Origin of the sequence: Gillisia marina (assembly GCF_000258765.1) — a bacterium.
In the GTDB taxonomy this organism is placed as follows: domain Bacteria; phylum Bacteroidota; class Bacteroidia; order Flavobacteriales; family Flavobacteriaceae; genus Gillisia; species Gillisia marina.
In genome coordinates, this window is sequence record NZ_AJLT01000010.1 from 1 (window position 1) to 18,635 (window position 18,635).

Genomic DNA, 18,635 nt, shown 5'->3' on the forward strand with positions numbered 1-18,635 from the left:
GTTTCAGGTTTCAGGTTTTTAGAAGTATTTAAATTATAATAGTAAATGAAAAAGTTTGTTTTTATTTTAAGTTGCCTTTTACTGCTCAGTTTTCAATCCTGTGGCTTATACTCTTTTACCGGTGCCGATACCGGTGCAGCTAAAACTTTTCAAGTAAACTATTTCCAGAATACTGCAGATAGAGTTGAACCGGGAATTGACAGAACCTTTACATTACAGCTTCAAGATCTTATTCAGAATCAAACTAATTTAAGCTTAACAAATGAAGGAGGAGATCTTATTTATGAAGGTGAAATAATAGATTATTATGTTGCACCAATTACGGCAACTGCACAAAACACTGCTGCTCAAAATAGGCTAACCATTTCGGTGAATCTTAGATATTATAATACCTTACAACCAGAGAAGGATCTAGAAAGGAGATTTTCTTTTTATTATGATTATGGAGCAAATGACCAATTAATAGGCGCCATTCTAGACACTGCCCTGGAAGAGATTTATACCAGAATTACTCAGGATATTTTTAATGCAACGCTTACAAATTGGTAATGAATTCTAAAGAATTAACTTCCTTATTTGAAAATTCTGCTTCTGTAAAATCGTCAGAAATAGCCGAGTTGGAATCTATTTTAGAGAGATTTCCATTTTTTCAGGCTGCAAGAGCGACTTATCTTAAGGGTCTACATTCTATGGATAGTCCTAAATACAACTCTGAACTTAGAAGAACAGCTGCGCATACTTTAGATAGGAGTGTTTTATTCGATTTTATTACTTCAGCAAATTTTCTTCAAGATAAAGTTGCGCTGCAAATCAAGAATCAGGAAGAAAATTTAAGAAATATCACGGTTTTTGAACCTGAAGAAGTTTTCGGAACTAAAAGCCTTGCTATAAATGAAGCTATAAAAATGAAGCAAATAGAATCGGATCAGGTAATGGATCCTTTCTTATTTGAAAAATTAGAAGCTGCACCTGAAGTTGTAATAAAAGAAAATAAGGCTTCTGAAGAATCTCCAATAAGCATTGGAAAGCCTTTAGAATTTAATGCGAAGGAATCACATTCTTTTTCAGAGTGGCTTAGTTTAACCAGAGCAACTCCTATTGAGCGCAACATTTCTAATCAAAAAAAGAAGCCCTCATTAAAATCCAGAAAATCGCAGCTTATAGATAATTTTATTTCGAAAAGCCCAAAGATAAAACCAATTAAACCTGCTACAAATTCCAATATAGCATTAGACAGAACCGTGCCTCCGGAGGCCCTAATGACAGAAACTTTGGCGAGGGTTTATTTGGAACAAAAAAACTATAAAAAAGCAATTCAAGCTTTCAAGATTTTAAGTTTGAAAAATCCCGAAAAAAGTGGTTTCTTTGCAGACCAAATTCGGGCAATTAAGAAATTACAAGAAAATAATACAGGAAAAGAATGAGCACATTCACAATTTTTTTTAGCGTTGATAATCATTGTAGCATTTTTGCTAGTAGTAGTAATTATGGTACAAAACCCTAAAGGGGGCGGACTTTCATCTTCATTTGGAGGTGGCGGAGGTCAACAAATAGGAGGAGTAAAGAAAACTGGAGACTTTTTAGATAAAAGTACTTGGACTCTTGCTACTTTAATGTTGGCTTTAATCCTACTTTCTAACATTACAGTTATGGATGGAAGTGGCATTTCTGAGTCTAGAGTTATCGATAACGATGGGACAATTAAAAATACAGTTCCAGAAGCTACTCAAACTCCAATTCAAACTGAACAAGAGCCAGAGCAGGAATAATAAACTTTTCCTTATAATATACAATGCCAGCTTGTCATAAGCTGGCATTTTTTTGTTTCATAATGTCAGTATAATTGGCGTGGCATAATTTTGGTCAATTAGGCTCTGTACAAATTAAATTAATTAACTAAAATACATTTCATAATGGCTTTAAAAATTAAACCTCTTTCAGACAGAGTACTTATCGAGCCTGCTGCTGCCGAGACTCAAACAGCATCTGGTATTTATATTCCTGAAACCGCAAAAGAAAAACCACAAAAAGGTAAAGTAGTTGCAGTTGGAAAAGGGACCAAAAAACATGACATGACCGTTAAGGTTGGTGATGAAGTACTTTATGGTAAATATTCTGGTACCGAACTAAAATTGGAAGGGAAAGATTATCTTATCATGAGAGAAGATGATATTCTTGCAATAGTGTAAACCCTTACACATTTAAAATGCCTTCTGCATTTTGAAATTAGAATCTATAATTTATTAACTAAAATAAAATTTCGCTTTTATGCCTAGCATAAATACAAGCTGAAGTTTTCAAAAAACTAAAAACAATGGCAAAAGATATTAAATTTAATCTTGAAGCCGCGACGGAATAAAGCGCGGAGTAGATGCATTAGCAAATGCTGTAAAAGTTACTTTAGGACCTAAAGGTCGTAACGTAATTATTGGAAAATCTTTTGGTGCCCCTGTGGTTACAAAAGATGGTGTTAGCGTTGCTAAAGAAATAGAATTAGAGGACACGCTTGAGAATATGGGAGCTCAAATGGTGAAGGAAGTTGCTTCTAAAACCAATGATCTTGCCGGTGATGGTACTACTACAGCAACTGTGTTGGCTCAGGCTATCGTAGCAGAAGGTCTTAAGAACGTTGCTGCAGGTGCAAACCCGATGGATCTTAAAAGAGGTATAGATAAAGCTGTGGAATCAATTACAGCAGATCTTACCAAACAAGCGAAAGAAGTTGGAAACTCTTCAGAAAAAATAAAGCAAGTAGCATCTATCTCTGCTAATAATGATGACCATATTGGTGAATTAATAGCTCAAGCCTTCCAAAAAGTTGGAAAAGATGGTGTAATTACTGTTGAAGAAGCTAAAGGAACTGAGACTCATGTAGATGTTGTTGAAGGGATGCAATTCGATAGAGGATACCTTTCTCCATATTTTGTTACTAATAGCGAGAAAATGACTTCAGATCTTGAAGATCCATATATCTTGTTATATGACAAAAAGATCTCTTCTATGAAAGACCTACTTCCAATCTTGGAACCGGTTGCTCAATCAGGAAAACCTTTATTGATTATCGCTGAAGATGTAGATGGTGAAGCACTTGCTACTTTAGTAGTAAACAAACTTCGTGGATCTTTAAAAATTGCTGCAGTGAAAGCTCCAGGATTTGGAGACAGAAGAAAAGCAATGTTGGAAGATATCGCAATTCTTACCGGAGGTACTGTAATTTCTGAAGAAAGAGGTTTCTCTTTAGAAAATGCTACTTTAGATATGTTAGGAACTGCTGAAAAAGTTGCTATTGATAAAGACAATACAACCTTAGTAAACGGAGCTGGAGATAATAAAGTTATCAAAGAGCGTGTTCAACAAATTAAAGCTCAAATAGAATCTACTACTTCAGATTACGATAAAGAAAAACTTCAAGAGCGTCTAGCTAAATTAGCTGGTGGTGTTGCTGTACTTTATGTAGGTGCTGCTTCAGAGGTTGAAATGAAAGAAAAGAAAGACCGTGTGGACGATGCATTAAATGCAACTCGTGCGGCTATTGAAGAAGGTATTGTTGCCGGTGGTGGTGTTGCATTGGTTAGAGCCAAGAAAGTTCTTGAGAGCTTAAAAGGTGAAAATGCAGACCAAATGACTGGTATCCAAATCGTGAATAAAGCGATAGAATCTCCTTTACGTACTATTGTTGAAAATGCTGGTGGTGAAGGTGCCGTGGTAATCAACAAAGTACTGGAAGGTAAAAAAGATTTTGGTTACGATGCTAAAACCGATACTTATGTAGATATGCTAAAAGCAGGTATTATAGATCCTAAGAAAGTAACAAGAATTGCATTAGAAAATGCTGCTTCTGTTGCCGGAATGATCTTAACTACAGAATGCGCTTTAATAGATATTAAAGAAGATAGCGCTGGTGGCGGAATGCCAGGCGGAATGGTGGAGGTATGCCCGGAATGATGTAATGGTAATGGCGCAGCATATTAAATATTAAAACCCGTTTCAAAATTTGAAACGGGTTTTTTTTATTGATTTTTCAAATAATAAACTTCATCGCTTTTGTCTGTTCGAGCGCAGTCGAGAACTTTTCAATTTAAAAGGGAGGTTTCGCCCGAAGTTTCGGGGCTTTCAATCTGACAACTGTTATAAATTAATGTAGGGCAAAAGACTCTAAAAAAACTAAATTAAATTATAACTCTTTCGCTTAAAAAGCAGAAAATAATCCTTCTTTAAAATGTTCCCAATCTGATAGAATCTGACTTACAACTAAAAAAAACCACAACGAATATCAAGATCATTTTCCAATTCCATTGTTTGCTCTTTGATTCTTCCATCATTTGAAATTTTAAAAATTAAAGATATTAAAAAAGCCATCTGTAAATACTACAGATGGCTTTTTAAAAAATCTAATCTCCGTTTAAGAAACCGCTTTCAGCTTGCTTATGGTAGATTTATTTAATTTGTCTTCTGCATATTCTTTTGTCACGATAAGTTCTTTTTCTTCACCTTCCGGCATTTCGAACATCGCATCGGTTAAAATTGCCTCACACAAAGATCGTAATCCTCTTGCTCCCAATTTATATTCTACAGCTTTTCCAACTATATAGTTAAGTGCATCTTCAGTAATTTCAAAAGAAATGTCATCCATTTCAAACAACTTCTTGTATTGTTTAATAATGGCATTTTTAGGCTCTGTTAGAATTGCTCTTAACGTATCCTTATCTAATGGATCCATATACGTAAGAGCTGGTAGACGTCCAATGATTTCAGGAATCAACCCATAATCTTTTAAATCCTTCGGAATAATATATTTCAGAAGATTGGTGCGCTCTATTTTATCTTCACTCTGGGAAGCGCTAAATCCAACAGCCTGCATGTTTAAACGCTTACTGATGTTTCTTTCGATACCATCAAAAGCTCCACCTGCAATGAATAAAATATTTTCAGTATCAACTTCTATAAATTTTTGATCTGGATGCTTTCTTCCTCCCTTTGGCGGAACATTTACAGTAGTTCCTTCCAACAACTTCAATAATGCCTGTTGAACTCCTTCTCCGGAAACATCTCGGGTAATTGAAGGATTATCGCTTTTACGAGCAATCTTATCTATTTCATCTATAAAAACAATACCGCGTTGGGCTTTATCTACATTGTAATCTGCAGCCTGTAAAAGCTTCGTAAGAATTCCTTCTACATCTTCTCCTACATAACCAGCTTCCGTTAAAACTGTAGCATCTACAATAGCCAAAGGAACATTTAACATCTTAGAGATTGTTTTTGCCATGAGGGTTTTTCCAGTTCCGGTCTCCCCTACCATAACGATATTACTCTTTTGAATTTCAATATCGTCTTCGCTTTTAGGTTGCAATAATCTTTTATAGTGATTATAAACCGCCACAGACATTACTTTTTTTAGTAGCTTCCTGTCCTATAATGTATTCATCTAAAAAGGCTTTTATTACCTTCGGCTTACTAAGCATCAAATCTGATAACAACTCTTTGGCACCTCCTTGTTTTGATTCCTCCAAAACAATCCCATGAGCCTGTTCGATACATTTATCACAAATGTGTGCATCTAAACCTGCAATCAGGAGATCTGTTTCTGGTTTTTTCCTTCCACAAAAGGAACACTCTAAATCATCTTTCGCCATTTCTTTCAATTTCAATATTTTAAATACTGCTTCCAGAATATATGAAATATACCGGCAGTATCCTAAATCATTCTATTTGTCGCGGGTTAGGATTTCATCTATCATCCCATACTCTTTCGCACGATCTGCTTTCATCCAGAAGTCTCTATCGCTATCCTCTTCAATTTTGTCGTAAGATTGACCACTGTGCTTTGCAATAATATCATACAATTCCTTTTTCAAGCTAAGGATCTCACGTGCAGTAATTTCTATATCACTCGCTTGTCCTTGTGCGCCACCTAAAGGCTGATGAATCATAACTCTAGAATGTGGCAATCCACTACGTTTTCCTTTTTCTCCTGCACATAACAATACCGCTCCCATAGAAGCTGCCATTCCCGTACAGATTGTTGCCACGTCCGGTTTAATAAACTGCATCGTATCGTAGATTCCAAGACCTGCATACACACTTCCGCCCGGAGAGTTAATGTAAATTTGGATGTCCTTAGCAGCATCTGTACTTTCTAAAAACAAAAGTTGCGCTTGAATAATATTAGCGATTTGGTCGTTGATGCCCGTACCTAAAAAGATAATTCTGTCCATCATTAACCGTGAAAAAACGTCCATTGCCACAGCATTCATTTGGCGTTCTTCAATAATATTTGGGGTCATCCCCATTGGGTTCATACTCGTGATAATTTTATCGTAATAATTCCCGTTGATGCCATGATCTTTTATGGCGTATTTTTCGAATTCTTTTCCGTAATTCATAGCTGTTTATATTCTCTATTTAAGTAAATAAGGCGTTATAACCATTGGTTTAACGCCTTAAAGATATGTATAAATTTCAAGAAAGTCTACTTGTAGATTTCTTTAACAAAGTCTTCGTAAGTAACCTCTTTTTGTTTTAAACTGATGTTTTCTTTATAGAATCCTAACAGCTTTTCGTTCATCAATTGCTCAGATAAACGTTTGATCTCGTCTTGGTTTGAAAGTACACGCGCAGCGATATCATCCAGTTCTTTTTCTGAAGGATTCATTTGCCCGAATTGAGCCATTTGCTCCTTGATTCTAGCCGTTGTGAATTCTTTAAGATCTTCAAATTTTACTTCCAAATTGTTCTCACGGATCAATTTCCCTTCGATTAATTGAAATCTTAAACCTTGCTCACTCTTTACAAATTCTTCTTTAGCTTCTTCTTCTGTTAATGGCTTCTCACCTGCTGTGCGGATCCATTTCTGAAGAAATTCTTTTGGAAGATCAAATTTGTTGTTTTCTATTAAAGCTTCAGTGACATCATTCAATAATTGCTGATCGCTTTGTTGCTGAAATTGTTTTGAAGCATCTTCTTTGATCTTTTCTTTAAGATCTTCTACATTTTTCACTTCTGAATTTGGGAAAAGCTTGTCAAACAATTCTTGATTCAACTCTGCAGATTCCTGATGATTAATTTCAGTTACGGTAAGAGTCACCTCAACATCTAAATCATGAATTCTATCATGTTCTACATTAAGAACTTTTTCTAATTGGTGATCATCTTCAAAAAGGCCTTTAGTTTTCAATTTGATAACATCCCCTTTTTTAGCTCCAACTAATTTATTTAGATTCTTCTTTCCTTTTAATTGGTCTAAAGTAATAGTCCCTAAATTATCTATATTCTCGTCTTCATTTACGAAAGTTCCTGCTACGATATCTCCTTCTTCAGCTACCTCTTTAGAAACCAACTTCCCATATTGCTTCTGGATATGAGTGATCTGATTTTTGATCATCTCTTCACCTGCCACAATATTGTAATGAGTGATAGGCTTTTTAGTCTTCAAATTCACGTCGAATTGTGGAGTTAAACCTAATTCGAATTCAAAAGAATAATTATCCTGATCCCAGTTAAAATTATCTTGCTCTTTTGGTAACGGATTACCAAGAACATCTAATTTTTCTTCAGTTAAATATTTATTTAAAGCGTCTTGCAATAATTTATTCACCTCATCTACCAATACAGCTTTCCCGTATTGCTTCTTCACCATTCCCATAGGAACATGACCTTTCCTAAATCCAGGAATATTCGCATTCTTCTTATAATCCTTTAAGATTTTATCTACTTTTTCAGTATAGTCGTCTTTCGCGATATCTACTTTTACTATCGCATTCAATTCATCAATATTCTCTCTGGTAATATTCATTGTAACGTGTTATAAAAATTGGTGTGCAAAAGTACACATTTTTCGCTTGTTCGCAAAGTTTCAAAACGCTGAATTTCAGCACTCTTCTAATCGGATCCTAGTATGGAATATAATATTGTTTGCAAAAGCGATAGCAACAAACTAAATATAAGGGCTATCAAGAATCCATCGACTCCAAATCCGCTTACAAAAGCATCTGCCAGCAAGATTATAACCGCATTAATAACTAACAAAAACAAACCTAAAGTAACAATGGTAACCGGTAAAGTTAAAATAACCAGAATTGGCTTCACTATAAGATTAAGAATAGCCAAGACAATCGCCACAATAATCGCAGTGACGTAACCGGCAACTGTTACGCCAGGTAAAAATTTCGCCAGTAAAACTACAGCTACGGCGGTTAAAAGAATGCGTATTAGAAACTTCATATTTTAGTTTTTTTTGATTGATTATCTCACAAAAATGCAAAAAAAACGCCGGAATAAATCCGACGTTTTAGTTTTTTATGATATAATTATTAGCATCCAAAAATTTAATTAGTTGAATACTATCAAGAAATATTATTGAACATCATTACTTAAAGTAACCGTACCATAAGCTCCGATATTTACTTTTGGAACTGTGGAGTTGTAAGTTGCATTAATCGCATCTATAATTGTGTTTGCAACCAAGGCATACCCTCTTGGAGTTGGGTGTACTCCATCTAGAGAAAACCCACCTCCTGTTACGAACTGAGAAGTCACAACACCTCCATCAAATGGGATTCCACCATTAGCAACTTGTGCTAATGTAGCTCTAGCATCTACAAATGCCAATCCATTAGCTTGCGCCAAGGCTTTTATAGTTGCATTATAACTAGCCTGAGCTGTAGAAATTGCAGACAACTCATCTTTATCCAAAGCATCTTTATCGTCTACCCCGCTTACCGCAGCTAATACTAACTGAGCTTGTTCTGGAGTTGGCTGTCCTCCTGTTTGTAAGATCCCCAATACCTGTAAAACTTCAGGAGTTAAAACCACAGAACCATAACCTTGAGCTAAGGCTGCCTGATCTATAGTAAGAACTAATAATTCATCTTCTGTCATTTGTCTAAACCCTAAAGGATTTGTTTGAGAAACCGGCACATCTATTAAAAATCTATTTGGACCTGCACTAAATGTAAGTGCATACTGAGCAGCTAAAGCTTGAGCTACTGCAGGATCTACACCTTGTTGGATTGCTCCTTGTGCAAATATCCCTGCTACTGCTTGGAAGAAACCTGTTAGGTTTGCTGCCGTTGCTGCATCTAAAACCAATGCATTATTTGGAACTGTAGTAAAAAATGGAATAGAAGTTACATCCGGTAAATTCACCAAAGCACCATCTGCCCCTGTTCCAACCATTGTATTTACTATCGTTGAATAAACTGAAGCAAAAACCTGTGGATCCGTAATATCATTCATTCCATACGTACTTGGATCTAAATTTCCTGTTTGATCTACTCCAACTCCACCAGAAGTCGCAAAACTCAACACATCGTTATTCCCTATAAATACAGAAAAGAAGCTTGGGTTTTGAGCGGCAGCATCAGCTAAAATAGTTGAGCTAGGGCTTGTAGCAAACCTTACAAAATATGGATTTGCAGTTCCAACTGGAACTCCAGAAACATCACCATAACCTGGAGTTACCAAATGGAAACTTTTTGCTCCCGGCACACCCATGTTGCTAAATGGTCCAGATAATACATTTGCAATATCTGTAGTAGGCTGCATTCCTGTATAAATTTGAGGACGCGGACTTCCATTCGCACCAACAGCCAATACAAATCTATTAGCAGTAATTTGATTTCCTGCCAGTAATAATCCTCCAGCATTGTCATTTACTAATGGCTGAGTAAACAATTGAGTTTCCTGAACTTTAGCAAATTGCTGTGCCATAATATTAGGATACGAATTTTCTTGCCCAGTTATGTAAAGGGCACCATCTGCATATCCCGCAGTTAGTGAATTCCCTAAAGCTACAAAATTGGAAAAGTCTGTTTCTCCATTAGAATAAAATCCGACTTCATCTACGGGATTGTCTAGTTCCGGCTCACAAGAAATAACTCCTAATGCCAGAAATGGTAAATATTTTATATAATTTTTCATTTTTTAATATCTGGTTTAAACTATTATAATTTATAAGTTATTCCTATTCCCGGTACAAATGCACTAGACTTGTAGGTTCCTGAAAATGGAACTGCTTGTCCGTTTTCGAAATAAAAATCGTAAGACGCGTCTATTTCTTTAAACCTAGAATATAAGAAAGAGGCATCTATAGCAAAACGCTCATTTACATTAACTGAAAGTCCAGCAGTAAAGTTGTTGGAATCGTTACGAGGCGTTTCAGGAGCAAAATACCCATCTTGCACTGGAGACTCATCAAAGTAATATCCAGCTCTTAAGGTGAACATGTCGTTAGTTTCATATTGAAGACCGAACCTATAGATAGAAGAGTCTTCATACATTCTAGCATTTTGAGAGTCTGGAATGTTAGGATTAGCAAAATCTAAATCCAAAGATTCGTAAACACTCCAAAAAGTCATATTATAGTCGAATGCAAATAACCATTTATCGCAAAATTCATAAGAAAAACCTACAGCAAGTTCAGCCGGCAAAGGTAATTCTGCATCAAATTGAGTATCCTCGAATGGAGTTAAAGGAGAGTTTGGAATATTCTCAAAATCTGCATCCCCATCTTTCGCTTCCAAAATGATTTCAGATCTATAGTTAAAACCAATTCTTAAATCTTCGGTTGGAGAAAACATTGCACTAGCAGACCATCCCCAGTTAGAAACACCAGAGGCATCTACTGTTACTTCCGCTCTATTTCCATCGATATCAGTTAAAGTTCTATTTAGATTTCTATTGAAATTTACACTTCCAGTCACATATATTGGTCCACCCCCAACGCTAAAATATTCGTTTAACTTTAAAGACAATAAAGGTTGAATGTAAATTGCAGCAAGATCTATATTATTTACAAGATGTGAACCTGCCCAGTCGTCTTCCCATTCCACAGAACTTCCGTAAGGAGTATAAACACTTAAGCCTGCCGTAAGCCAATCTGTAACTTTATAGGAAGCATACAAATACAAGGGTGTTCCTACACCGCTATCTGTTCTAGCAAAATCTCCAGTTTCTACATTTTGATAAACAACATCTGAAAACACTCCAAACCCACCAACAGATACGTTTAACTTATTCTCTAAATACACTAATCCAGCAGGGTTAAAAAACCCAAGTTCTGCACTGTTTACGACTGCCACTCCGGTATGTCCCATTGCCAAAGCCCGCTGCCCCTGCAAACTCACACGATACCCTCCGGCATAGGTTACTGCGGTAGTCAACGCGAAAACCGCTAGAAATAATAGTTTTTTCATAATTAAATTTAGAGTTAATATGTTTTTTTATGGATGCCTCAAAATTAGCATAAATTATAAATTACGCAAGGAAATGAATAAATTTATTATGCGTACATAATAAATTTAACAGAAAACTACAGAAACGATAATACTAGTCGATAAAATTCATTCATTTTCTCAGCATGTATCCAATGCCCAGCATTTTCTATAGTTTTGATTTCGGAATTTGTGAAGTGCTTATGTATTAAAGTATTATCTTCTTCAGTGATATACCCCGAATTTCCTCCCCGAATAAATAAAGTAGGTTTAGAAAAAATGATTTTTTCTGAAAGTGCAGCGCCAATATCTTCTCCAGAATTGCTCAATACTTCCAAGTTCAATCTAAGAGAAAGTTTTTCTTTGGTTTTCCAGTATAAATTCTTCAGAAGAAAAAGCCGGGTTCCTTTATCCGGAACAAATTTGGCTAAGAAATCTTCAGCATCTCCTCTGGAGGTGATCGTTTCATTATCTAAAGCTTCTAGACCTTTTAATATTTCATGATGATGAGGCGGATAATATTTTGGAGAAATATCTACAACGATAAGTTTTTGTAACAATTCCGGAAAATCTCCCGCTACCTGCATAGCCACTTTCCCACCCATAGAATGCCCAAGCAGCACAATATTCTTTAAATTGTTTTCTTCGCAGTAATGTTTAATGTCCTGAGCCATTACCTTATAATTCATTTCTGAAGTATGAGGACTTCTACCATGATTGCGCTGATCTAATAAATGAACCTGAAACCCATTTTCCGAAAACTTACTGCCGAGGGTTTTCCAGTTATCACTCATCCCTAAAAACCCATGAAGGATTAAGAATGGAATACCTTCCCCTATGACGGTCGCATTTAATTTTATCATCCTTTCAGTAATTTTAAATACCTCTTAATTGTTGTTTCTAAACCAAAATAAAGAGATTCCGTAATTAAGGCATGTCCAATAGAAACCTCTAGCAATCCAGGAACTTCTTGCTTAAAATATTGAATATTTTGCAAGGAAAGATCATGACCCGCATTTAAACCCAGATCCATTTCAATAGCCATTTTAGCACAATCTGTATATATCTTTACAGCGTCTTTATTTCCTTTTCCAAATTCTTCCGCATAACCTTCAGTATACAATTCTATTCTATCTGTACCAGTTTTTGCCGCATGCTCCACCATCTTCACATTTGGATCTACAAAAATGGAAGTTCTAATGTTATTCCTCTTAAATTCTGAAATAACTTCTTTTAAAAAATTTTTATGCTGAATGGTATCCCAACCCGCATTGGAGGTGATAGCATCCACAGCATCCGGCACCAAGGTTACTTGAGTAGGTTTTGCTTTCAAAACCAAATCGATAAACTTAGGGATTGGATTCCCTTCAATATTAAATTCAGTTTTTACCACTGGCTTAAGATCAAAAACGTCCTGATATCTAATATGGCGCTCGTCCGGCCTGGGATGAACCGTGATTCCTTCAGCCCCAAAAGATTCTATATCCTTCGTAAATTGAACTAAATCTGGAACATTACCACCTCTAGCATTTCTTAGTGTGGCAATTTTATTGATATTTACACTTAAATGAGTCATTTTATTTGGCTTTGAATTAACAAAAATACAAAGATGCAGATGCCTTATTGAATATAATTTTAATTAATTTGCATTAAAATGAAGAGGAATTATGAGTATTGAGAGTTATATAATAAACGACATGGAGATCTGTCAGGTTACCGATAAAATAGGTGATCTAAAGGAAAAGTTCAATGAGCTCACCTATTCTCATTTGCCTGTCGGGAAAGAAGATGTTTATTTGGGATGTATTTCTGAAAATGATGTGCGATGTTTTAATTCAGAAAAAACAATTTCCGATTATCAATACGCTCTGGAAGGCTTTTATGCACGATTATCTGACAATTGGTTGGAAACCTTAGAAACATTTGCCCAACAGCAAACCAATATTTTACCAGTTTTAGGATTAGAAAATCAATATCTTGGCTATTTAGAGCTTAGTGATATTCTGCATCAATTTAACGAAACGCCGTTTCTTAATGAAGCTGGAGGAATAGTTGTTCTAGAGAAAGGGAGTTTAGATTATTCATTTAGCGAAATAGGCCAGATTATAGAATCCCAAAATGCCCGGATTTCCGGAATGTTTGTTTCTTTACAGGAAAATGACCTTACACAAATCACTGTAAAAGTAAATGCCTCGGGTTTAAATGAAATTTTACAAACACTTAGAAGGTATGGCTATACCATAATTTCTGAACATCAAGAGGACCTTTATAGCAAGAATTTAAAAGAACGCTCCAGATATTTGGATAAGTACCTTAATATATAAAGATGAAAATAGGGATTTACGGTCAATTTTATCACAAAGATTCTGGTATTTATATAAAGGAGCTTTTTGATATACTAAATCAAGAAAATATTGAGGTATTTGTTGAAAAAAATTTCCTTCAACTCATTCATGAGCATAAAATACTAAGCAAAGAGTATAATCATTTTAGCACTTTTAAAGAGCTAGACAATTCTTATGACCTTTTTTTTTAGCATCGGTGGAGATGGTACTATTTTAAAATCCATCAACTATATACAGGATCTTAACATTCCTATTTTAGGGATTAATACTGGAAGACTCGGTTTTCTTGCCACTATTCAAAAGGAAGAGATTAAGAAGAGTATTTCTTCTATCCTTCAAAAAAAGTATGAGATTTCAGAAAGAACAGTTTTGTGCATAGAGACAAGTCCAAAAAGCGAAGAAATTGGAGAGACAAATTATGCACTGAATGAAATAGCGGTGAGCAGAAAAAATACAACTTCCATGATCACCGTGGAAACCTGGTTAAACGATAAATATTTAACGTCTTATTGGGCAGATGGCTTAATAGTTTCTACCCCTACTGGCTCTACAGGTTATTCTCTAAGTTGTGGTGGCCCGGTAATCGTTCCAGACACAAAAGCCTTGGTCATAACTCCAATTGCTCCTCATAATTTGAACGCAAGACCCTTAGTAATAAAGGATGACACTAAAATTAGTCTTAAAGTATCGGGAAGAGAGGACTTTTTTCTAGTTTCTATGGATTCTCGCATTGCAACCCTTAGCAATGACACCAAGATCAACATTAAAATTGCTCCCTTCACAATTAGTATGGTAGAGATCGAAAAAGATAGTTTTCTTGGGACCCTTAGAAAAAAACTTTTATGGGGCGAAGACAAACGCAACTAAACAATAAAACCCTGCATTATTTGTTTATAGACATATACAAAAACGCCTAAATTATTGCAGGGCAAACAATATTGTTATATTTGCAAACTTTTGAAAACCTATGAGGCACCTGATATTACTAATTATTTTGTTTGCTTTCTCTAAATCTACTGTTGCTCAAACCTTTGAATTAGGTCCATTTATTGGAGGTGCAAACTATATAGGAGATGTAGGAAAATCTTCCTATATAAATCCCAGTACGCTTGTAGGTGGTGCTTTAGTTAAATGGAATAGAAGCGATAGACATAGCTTTAGATTTAGTTTACTATATGCTGAAATTCAGGCAGACGACACTAAATCTAATGAAGTACGTAGGCAGCAAAGAGCTTATAGTTTTACAAACCATATTGCAGAAGCTTCATTAGGACTGGAGTTCAATTTTTACGCTTTCGATCTTCATGATGCTGTACAGCAAGGCACACCATACCTTTATACAGGAATCACCTATTTTAACACAAATCATCATTATTTAAGTGCGGATCGCCCAAACTCAGGGATGTTAGAACCTCAAGGAGACAACTGGAGTTTTGCAATTCCATTGATTTTTGGATATAAGCAAACAATAACTCCAAAAATCATAGGCGCTCTAGAAATTGGGGTAAGATATACCTTTACCGACAATATCGATGGTAGTAATCCTCAAGAATTATTAGGGCGAAGAGACCCCCCAAGAGAATTTGGGAACACAAATACTAAAGACTGGTATGTATTTTCAGGTGTAAGCTTTACCTTTACGTTCGGAAAAAAACCATGTTACTGTAATATATAAAATGTTCAAAGAAAAAATCAACCTAAAAAGTTTACCAAAACATATTTCCATTATTATGGATGGTAATGGTAGATGGGCAAAGCAAAAAGGATTTTTACGTGCATTTGGACATGAAGAAGGCACGAAAGCCGTTCGCGACGTTGTAGAAGGTTCTGCGGAGTTAGGCATCGAAAATCTTACTTTATATGCTTTTTCTACAGAAAATTGGAATCGCCCAAAATTGGAAGTAGATACGCTAATGCGATTATTGGTCACTTCACTGAAAAAAGAAATAAAAACACTTATCAAAAATGACATTAAGCTAAATGCCATAGGAAATCTTGATACATTACCTAAAAAAGCGCAAAAAGAGCTTAAAGAAGTTATAGATAAGACGAAAAATAACAATAGAATGACCCTTACTTTAGCTTTAAGCTATGGTTCTAGGGAAGAATTGATTCATGCAGTTAAGGATATTAGCCAAAAAGTAAAAAATGAGGAATTATCCTTAGATGCTATTGATGAATCAATTATAAATCAGCATCTTTACACCCAAAATTTACCGGACGTAGATTTACTTATTCGAACCAGTGGCGAACAACGGATAAGTAACTTTCTATTATGGCAAATAGCATACGCAGAATTATATTTTAGCAAGATTTTATGGCCTGATTTTCGTAGAGAAGATTTGTACGAAGCCATTTATAATTATCAAACGAGAGAACGAAGATTTGGAAAAACCAGTGAGCAGATTAGTTAAAGCAAGCATGTCAAAAAAGTTTTTAAGCCTTTTGGCATTTTGTTTTTTGTATACCCTATCATTTCAGGCACAAGATTTACCGCTAGGTGGAGGAAGTAAATATACAATAGGAAAGATTGAAGTAACAGGAACAGTTAGTTATAATGAGCAGACTGTCATAGCCTATACAGGCTTAAAAACTGGTGATGAAATCTTTATTCCGGGAGATAAATTAAGTAAGGTTATAAAGAAGCTTTGGGACCTTGGTCTTTTTAGCGACATTAATTTTTACGTTAGCAATATAGATGGTAACGTTGCAGATCTTGAACTTGAAATTCAGGAAGTTCCGGAGTTGGCAGAAGTTAGAATTCAAGGAATCAAGAAAAAGACTGCTCAAGAGGAACTCATAAAAGAGAACTCTTTAACTCCTGGTTCCAAGGTAACAGAAAATCTCACAACTACTACCAAAAATTATATAGAAGACAAGTATAAAAAAGATGGCTACTTTAATACAAAAGTATCTATCAATACGACTCCAGTTGTAGATACTACAGGTGCCAGTAAGGTAAACATGGTAGTAAATGTAGATCGTGGAGAAAAGGTAAAAGTGAGCGATATTGAATTCATTGGTAATGAAGAGTTGAGTGATGCTAAGCTTAAAAGTGCCATGAGCAACACTAAAGAGAAGAATTTCTTTAGAGTTTGGAAGCGATCAAAATTTAATTATGATGATTTTGAAGCAGATAAAGTTGAAATTGTAAATAAGTATAAAGAAAAAGGATTTAGAGATGCACGGATAGTATCTGATACCTTGATCATAGAAAATCCTGAAACAGTTGCATTGCAACTTCAAGTAGAAGAAGGAAATAGACATTATATTGGAAACATAGATTTCATAGGAAATGTGGTTTATTCTGATGACTTACTAAAGAGAGCTTTAGGAATAAGTAAAGGGGATGTGTATAATGGAGTACTATTAGAGAAACGTATCTCAGATCAGTCCAAGCCAGATTCTCAGGATATTGCCAACCTTTACAAAAACAACGGGTACCTTTTTGCTCAAATAAACACGGTTGAAACCAAGGTATATAATGACACTATAGATTTTGAGATCAGAATTGTGGAAGGTAAGGAAGCTTATTTCAACAAAATTAGTATAGTTGGAAATACCAAGACCAAAGATCACGTTGTATATCGTGAACTACGTACGAAGCCAGGCCAAAAATACAGTCAGGAAAATGTTGTAAGAACTATTAGAGAAATAGGTCAGCTTGGATTTTTTGATGCAGAGAATGTGCAGCCAAATTTCCAAAACGTAGATCCAAATAGCGGAACGCTAGATATGGAATATGCCGTAACAGAAGCTGGAGCTAGCCAGATAGAGCTACAAGGTGGTTATGGTGGTGGTGGTTTCATTGGGACCTTAGGATTATCTTTTAATAACTTCTCACTTGCAGGTATTTTTGATAAAGAGGCCTATAAGCCAATTCCAATGGGAGACGGTCAAAAACTATCTTTGAGAGCACAAGCAAGTATCTATTACCAAACCTATAGTCTTTCTTTTGTAGAACCATGGTTAGGTGGAAAAAAACCTAAAAGTTTATCTACTTCCTTTTCTTATACAAGACAATTCTTATTTGACCCACAAACTAGAAGAGCAGATAAATCTAGAAGTTTCGATATTTTAGGAGTAAATGTTGGTTTAGCGAAGAGATTACAATGGCCAGACGATTATTTCACCTTATCTCAAGCAGTAGGTTTCCAGAGATACGATTTAAATAATTATAACACAGGACTATTTACTTTTGGGGATGGATTCTCTAATAACCTTACCTACACATTAGGACTTAGCAGAAACAGTAAAGGGTTAAACCCAATTTTTCCAACAGTAGGATCTGAATTTAATTTTATAGCAAAATTTACGCCTCCGTACTCTTTATGGAACGGTGTAGATTATAATGATCTTGAAAACCAAAGAGAATTCCAACTTGAAGATGCAGATGGAAATCTTTTAAATTCAGATGGCTTAAGACTACGACCAGGTGATACACCGGTAGGAGATCAAGCTAAAATAGATCAGGAAAAATTTAAATGGTTAGAATTTTATAAAATAAAATTTGACGCTGCATGGTTTACGACCTTATTTAATATAGGGCCTAAAGGACCTCTAGTTTTAAAAACAGGTGTAGAATATGGATTCCTTGGAGCTTATAATAATGATCGTGGGATTCCTCCTTTTGAGCGTTTCTATTTAGGTGGAGATGGACTAGGGGCTTTCAGCTTAGATGGAAGAGAAAGTATTGCATTAAGGGGATATCCAAACCAATCTTTAGTACCTTTAGATAGAACAAGTTTTAGTCAGGCTACCAATCAAGATGGAGCCGTGATCTATAACAAATACTCGCTGGAATTAAGGTATCCTATCACGCTTAAACCAGCAGCATCTATTTACGCATTAATGTTTATGGAAGGTGGAGCATCTTATGACAATTTTAGAGACTTTAATCCGTTTCAGTTAAACAGGTCTGCAGGTGCCGGATTGAGAATTTTTATGCCTCAATTTGGGTTGCTAGGAATAGACTTTGGTTATGGTTTTGATCCTATCCCTGGAGGAACATCACCAAATGGTTGGGAAACTCACTTTATAATCGGGCAGCAATTCTAGGTTTGGCACGATTATTTCT

Annotated in this window: 14 protein-coding genes and 4 pseudogenes; 10 read left to right on the forward strand and 8 right to left on the reverse strand. The window is 35.5% G+C overall.

Annotated elements, in window-relative coordinates; translation table 11 throughout:
• Nucleotides 1-45 precede the first annotated feature (45 nt).
• The 5 genes and pseudogenes from ON07_RS02785 to groL all read left to right on the forward strand — a co-directional run bounded on the left by ON07_RS02785 (nt 46) and on the right by groL (nt 3,950).
• Entirely contained in the window at nt 46-549 is a 504-nt protein-coding gene (locus tag ON07_RS02785; protein WP_010228016.1) for an LptE family protein, read from the forward strand.
• Nucleotides 549-1,424 carry a hypothetical protein gene (locus ON07_RS02790; RefSeq protein ID WP_010228018.1) on the forward strand — a complete coding sequence of 292 codons (876 nt, stop codon included), beginning with the start codon at nt 549-551 and terminating at the stop codon, nt 1,422-1,424. Before ON07_RS02785 ends, ON07_RS02790 begins: the two co-directional genes overlap by 1 nt.
• Nucleotides 1,421-1,769 (forward strand): annotated as a pseudogene (gene secG / locus ON07_RS02795) (preprotein translocase subunit SecG). The gene ON07_RS02790 and the pseudogene secG overlap by 4 nt, the downstream one beginning before the upstream one ends.
• A 144-nt stretch (nt 1,770-1,913) precedes the next feature.
• A complete protein-coding gene (locus tag ON07_RS02800; RefSeq protein WP_010228022.1) occupies nt 1,914-2,189 on the forward strand; it encodes a co-chaperone GroES in 276 nt (91 codons plus the stop codon).
• A gap of 125 nt (nt 2,190-2,314) precedes the next feature.
• Nucleotides 2,315-3,950 (forward strand): annotated as a pseudogene (gene groL, locus ON07_RS14305) (chaperonin GroEL).
• 452 nt (nt 3,951-4,402) lie between these two features.
• On the opposite strand, the pseudogene clpX reads toward groL, so the two are convergent.
• The 8 genes and pseudogenes from clpX to ON07_RS02845 all read right to left on the reverse strand — a co-directional run bounded on the left by clpX (nt 4,403) and on the right by ON07_RS02845 (nt 12,789).
• Nucleotides 4,403-5,636, reverse strand: a pseudogene (clpX, locus tag ON07_RS14310) (ATP-dependent Clp protease ATP-binding subunit ClpX).
• Between the two features lie 72 nt (nt 5,637-5,708).
• Nucleotides 5,709-6,386: an ATP-dependent Clp endopeptidase proteolytic subunit ClpP gene (gene clpP, locus ON07_RS02815; protein ID WP_029331376.1), complete on the reverse strand. Its 678-nt coding sequence runs from the start codon at nt 6,384-6,386 to the stop codon at nt 5,709-5,711.
• A gap of 86 nt (nt 6,387-6,472) precedes the next feature.
• The gene (gene tig, locus ON07_RS02820; RefSeq protein WP_010228027.1) at nt 6,473-7,795 is read right to left on the reverse strand and encodes a trigger factor; all 1,323 of its coding nucleotides are present in this window, start codon (nt 7,793-7,795) and stop codon (nt 6,473-6,475) included.
• A gap of 86 nt (nt 7,796-7,881) precedes the next feature.
• Nucleotides 7,882-8,223 carry a phage holin family protein gene (locus ON07_RS02825; RefSeq protein WP_010228029.1) on the reverse strand — a complete coding sequence of 114 codons (342 nt, stop codon included), beginning with the start codon at nt 8,221-8,223 and terminating at the stop codon, nt 7,882-7,884.
• Between the two features lie 132 nt (nt 8,224-8,355).
• The gene (locus ON07_RS02830; protein WP_010228031.1) at nt 8,356-9,921 is read right to left on the reverse strand and encodes an SGNH/GDSL hydrolase family protein; all 1,566 of its coding nucleotides are present in this window, start codon (nt 9,919-9,921) and stop codon (nt 8,356-8,358) included.
• 23 nt (nt 9,922-9,944) lie between these two features.
• Nucleotides 9,945-11,195 (reverse strand): OmpP1/FadL family transporter, encoded by a 1,251-nt coding sequence (locus ON07_RS02835; RefSeq protein ID WP_010228033.1) that lies wholly within the window; start codon nt 11,193-11,195, stop codon nt 9,945-9,947.
• 116 nt (nt 11,196-11,311) lie between these two features.
• Nucleotides 11,312-12,076 carry an alpha/beta fold hydrolase gene (locus tag ON07_RS02840; protein WP_010228035.1) on the reverse strand — a complete coding sequence of 255 codons (765 nt, stop codon included), beginning with the start codon at nt 12,074-12,076 and terminating at the stop codon, nt 11,312-11,314.
• Complete coding sequence (locus tag ON07_RS02845) at nt 12,073-12,789, reverse strand: pyridoxine 5'-phosphate synthase (protein ID WP_010228037.1); 717 nt, start codon at nt 12,787-12,789, stop codon at nt 12,073-12,075. Before ON07_RS02845 ends, ON07_RS02840 begins: the two co-directional genes overlap by 4 nt.
• 91 nt (nt 12,790-12,880) lie before the next feature.
• On the opposite strand from ON07_RS02845, the gene ON07_RS02850 reads away from it, so the two are divergent.
• From ON07_RS02850 to bamA, 5 genes and pseudogenes are all read left to right on the forward strand, one after another.
• Nucleotides 12,881-13,537, forward strand: a complete 657-nt coding sequence (locus ON07_RS02850; RefSeq protein WP_010228038.1) for a CBS domain-containing protein — start codon at nt 12,881-12,883, stop codon at nt 13,535-13,537.
• A gap of 2 nt (nt 13,538-13,539) precedes the next feature.
• Nucleotides 13,540-14,425, forward strand: a pseudogene (locus tag ON07_RS14315) (NAD kinase).
• A 100-nt stretch (nt 14,426-14,525) separates the two neighbouring features.
• Nucleotides 14,526-15,233 (forward strand): type IX secretion system protein PorG, encoded by a 708-nt coding sequence (gene porG, locus ON07_RS02860; protein ID WP_010228039.1) that lies wholly within the window; start codon nt 14,526-14,528, stop codon nt 15,231-15,233.
• A gap of 1 nt (nt 15,234) precedes the next feature.
• Nucleotides 15,235-15,972 carry an isoprenyl transferase gene (locus ON07_RS02865; protein WP_010228040.1) on the forward strand — a complete coding sequence of 246 codons (738 nt, stop codon included), beginning with the start codon at nt 15,235-15,237 and terminating at the stop codon, nt 15,970-15,972.
• A 7-nt stretch (nt 15,973-15,979) separates the two neighbouring features.
• Entirely contained in the window at nt 15,980-18,616 is a 2,637-nt protein-coding gene (gene bamA, locus ON07_RS02870; protein ID WP_081483364.1) for an outer membrane protein assembly factor BamA, read from the forward strand.
• Nucleotides 18,617-18,635 lie beyond the last annotated feature (19 nt).

What these genes read in the sequence shown, in the direction of transcription:
- ON07_RS02785 (WP_010228016.1), top strand. Translation starts at nt 46, where the DNA reads ATGAAAAAGTTTGTTTTTATTTTAAGTTGCCTTTTACTGCTCAGTTTT.
- ON07_RS02850 (WP_010228038.1), top strand. Translation starts at nt 12,881, where the DNA reads ATGAGTATTGAGAGTTATATAATAAACGACATGGAGATCTGTCAGGTT.
- clpP (WP_029331376.1), bottom strand. Translation starts at nt 6,386, where the DNA reads ATGAATTACGGAAAAGAATTCGAAAAATACGCCATAAAAGATCATGGC.
- ON07_RS02840 (WP_010228035.1), bottom strand. Translation starts at nt 12,076, where the DNA reads ATGATAAAATTAAATGCGACCGTCATAGGGGAAGGTATTCCATTCTTA.
- ON07_RS02865 (WP_010228040.1), top strand. Translation starts at nt 15,235, where the DNA reads ATGTTCAAAGAAAAAATCAACCTAAAAAGTTTACCAAAACATATTTCC.
- ON07_RS02800 (WP_010228022.1), top strand. Translation starts at nt 1,914, where the DNA reads ATGGCTTTAAAAATTAAACCTCTTTCAGACAGAGTACTTATCGAGCCT.
- ON07_RS02845 (WP_010228037.1), bottom strand. Translation starts at nt 12,789, where the DNA reads ATGACTCATTTAAGTGTAAATATCAATAAAATTGCCACACTAAGAAAT.
- ON07_RS02825 (WP_010228029.1), bottom strand. Translation starts at nt 8,223, where the DNA reads ATGAAGTTTCTAATACGCATTCTTTTAACCGCCGTAGCTGTAGTTTTA.
- ON07_RS02830 (WP_010228031.1), bottom strand. Translation starts at nt 9,921, where the DNA reads ATGAAAAATTATATAAAATATTTACCATTTCTGGCATTAGGAGTTATT.
- porG (WP_010228039.1), top strand. Translation starts at nt 14,526, where the DNA reads ATGAGGCACCTGATATTACTAATTATTTTGTTTGCTTTCTCTAAATCT.
- ON07_RS02835 (WP_010228033.1), bottom strand. Translation starts at nt 11,195, where the DNA reads ATGAAAAAACTATTATTTCTAGCGGTTTTCGCGTTGACTACCGCAGTA.
- tig (WP_010228027.1), bottom strand. Translation starts at nt 7,795, where the DNA reads ATGAATATTACCAGAGAGAATATTGATGAATTGAATGCGATAGTAAAA.
- ON07_RS02790 (WP_010228018.1), top strand. Translation starts at nt 549, where the DNA reads ATGAATTCTAAAGAATTAACTTCCTTATTTGAAAATTCTGCTTCTGTA.
- bamA (WP_081483364.1), top strand. Translation starts at nt 15,980, where the DNA reads ATGTCAAAAAAGTTTTTAAGCCTTTTGGCATTTTGTTTTTTGTATACC.